The following is a 2,569-nucleotide window of genomic DNA, read 5'->3' on the forward strand; positions in this document are numbered from 1 at the left end:
TGAGTCTAGTTTTTCATTTCCCAGTGCTCATGCCATGACGAGTATAACTTTGGTAGCAATTTTGCTATTCTTTACTTGGGCTAGTTCCTGGCGCTGGTTGGTGATCGTATTAGGTAGCTTATACATCATAGCTATTGCGTGGTGTCGTATCTATCTGGGGGTTCATTTTCCTAGTGACATTCTCGCAGGTTGGATGGTTGCATTAGGTTGGACAATAGGCGTCAGTCTAATTATCAAACCGTATAGAACTCAAGCCAAATCCCTTGATAGCGATCGCCCCAAAGATGAAATTACCTTACTCCCTGAAGAAAGAAAGTTGATAAGTGAGGATTAATATTACAGGATGTTTGACAAGTGGTTGGCTATTGAGATGCACTAACCTTGCAACCCACCCCATAATTCATCAATTAGCATAAAGATACCCAAAAAGATTACTACAACCACAGATAACCATAGCGGAAAATAAAAAAGGTATTTAACTAGGATTTAAATAAACAAGATGCGTGACCAGCTATCAACAATATCTACCATTTTCTCACCACTTATACCTTTAATTGGTTTTTTGACACGAGCAATTTCTACTCTTGCTAATACATCTTTCAGAGATTCAAATTTTTTCTTTTTACGCTCTTTTTCAACACTTTCAGCAACCTGAACAGCTTTTTTATCAGTAAAACCAGCAGTTCTTAATCTGAAAGTCAGTTCTAGTAAGCTTAGACTATTAAATGCATCTAATGGTGTAATCTGTTTTGGTATCTGACTTTCAATCAACTTGAGAGTATCGTATAGTTTCTGTCTTTCTTGCCTCTCTTGTACCAGTTCTGACCTTAAATCATTAATTTGCTTTTCCAAGAGATTAAAATCATTATTTTTTGAAATCGATTCTGAATCATTTGTTTTAATTAGAGTTTTAACTTCTGGTTTATCATCAGAATCTAATCTCCTGAATGCAGCTACTTGCTTAAATATTTCATCCTCGTTCTTAGGGGAAATTACAAAGGCATTGACCATTTCGCATTGACGAGGATTTTTTTCTCTTGCTCTAACAGCAGCATAATATTCAAAGTATCCGTCAACTACTGCATAAGTTTCTAAACCTGTAGTTTTCAAAATTAATGGTCTGATAATTCCCCCGCTTTCTATAATCATATCAGCGAGGTTATTTAAAGCATCATCTGAGAAATTGGATGGAGGCACATCACAAGTAATGTTTTTTACATCCACAGTATAAAATTTCATTATTAATTAACTCCTATTTCTTCTAAAACTTCTTGGGCTAACATCTCAAATTCCATAGCAGATTGTTGAGCATTAGTTTTTGATTCTGCATATTTTATAACTGATTTTGGGTCTGGGTATTCTAAATCTCCAACTGTTATAGTATTATTCATACATTCTGACAGAGAGGTTCTATCATAAATAACTGCTTCCATTAAAGGTAATTCATAGCGATCAGATATAACACTTCTTTGTTTTGGAAAAGTGTACTGCAAAAATTTAGCGTTGGTAGAAATTTTAGAAGCTAGAACCCCTATTATGTTTATGGGTTGCTTCCCAATAAGTATTCTATATTCATTAATTTGTTTCAGAAAGTTTTTGACTGTTGGTAAACCTTGGTTTGCAAATGGTTTTAAATCTGAAGGGATAATCAAATAATCAGAAGCAATTAGGGCAACTTCAGCATAATAATCTCTTGACGGAGGAGTATCGATAATTACAATATCATAATCATTTTCTACGATTTTGAGTTTAGAAATAAGCCTACTTCGGCTAACTGCTATTTGATTTAGTTTATCTTGCTTATCAATGAGGTTAATATGTGAGGGTACAACATCTATCTCTGGATTGTTAAAAAAATGAGACTGACGCATAATTTCTGGAACAAAATAAAAATCTCCTGACTCTAATAAATGTGATATATTCTGCTCACGTAAATCGTCATCTTCATCAAATTGAAATTTTATTAATCCTGTAGCAAAAGTAGTATTTGCCTGGGAATCTATATCAATTAACAGTACCCTTTTACCTTTTTTACTCAATGCTGCTGCAAGATTGACTGCAACAGTAGTCTTACCAACGCCGCCTTTATTGTGGTAGATTGCAATCGTTTTCATTGAATATTGCCTCTTAGTTTTAAGATTGAAATTATTTTGATTTATTTGAAGTTCTGGTTTATCTACTAACTGTCCTTCTTTTAGATTCTCTCTACCAATTAAACCTTTAATATTTTGTAAGTTCGTTTCAACTTCTTTGCCAGAACATTGAAATATTAACTGAATGTCAGTCTGTAATTTCTGATAAATTCTAATCTCTTTGCCATTAGTCAACAACCCATACCTGACATTCAAACTGGTTAAATAATGCCTGAGTCGGGGGACATGATTATTTAAGTTTTGTTTGGGATGCTTTGCCTCCATGACGACACTCAACGGTGAATTTGCATCTAAGACAAAGGGAATCACCTGTGCGGCAAATGCTAAGAAATCTAAACGGATGCTACCAACGGCAACCTCTTGATGCCAGGTGTCAGGTGTATAACCTAGCTGCGGTAGCAAATATTGCACTATGA

3 protein-coding genes are annotated in these 2,569 nt (G+C 34.6%); 1 reads left to right on the forward strand and 2 read right to left on the reverse strand.

Annotation, left to right across the window (positions count from 1 at the left end; all coding sequences use genetic code 11):
- Positions 1–334 (forward strand): phosphatase PAP2 family protein (locus tag ACWATR_RS39325; RefSeq protein ID WP_460345614.1); only part of this gene is annotated, 334 nt, incomplete at its 5' end.
- A 152-nt stretch (positions 335–486) separates the two neighbouring features.
- On the opposite strand, the gene ACWATR_RS39330 is transcribed toward ACWATR_RS39325, so the two are convergent.
- Both ACWATR_RS39330 and ACWATR_RS39335 read right to left on the reverse strand, forming a co-directional pair.
- Positions 487–1,239 (reverse strand): chromosome partitioning protein ParB, encoded by a 753-nt coding sequence (locus ACWATR_RS39330; protein WP_460345617.1) that lies wholly within the window; start codon positions 1,237–1,239, stop codon positions 487–489.
- A gap of 2 nt (positions 1,240–1,241) precedes the next feature.
- A complete protein-coding gene (locus ACWATR_RS39335; RefSeq protein ID WP_460345620.1) occupies positions 1,242–2,567 on the reverse strand; it encodes a ParA family protein in 1,326 nt (441 codons plus the stop codon).
- Positions 2,568–2,569 lie beyond the last annotated feature (2 nt).

The organism is Nostoc sp. UIC 10890, from assembly GCF_054786515.1.

Excerpts from the sequence above, each read along its gene's own strand:
- ACWATR_RS39330 (WP_460345617.1), bottom strand. The coding sequence starts at position 1,239 with ATGAAATTTTATACTGTGGATGTAAAAAACATTACTTGTGATGTGCCT.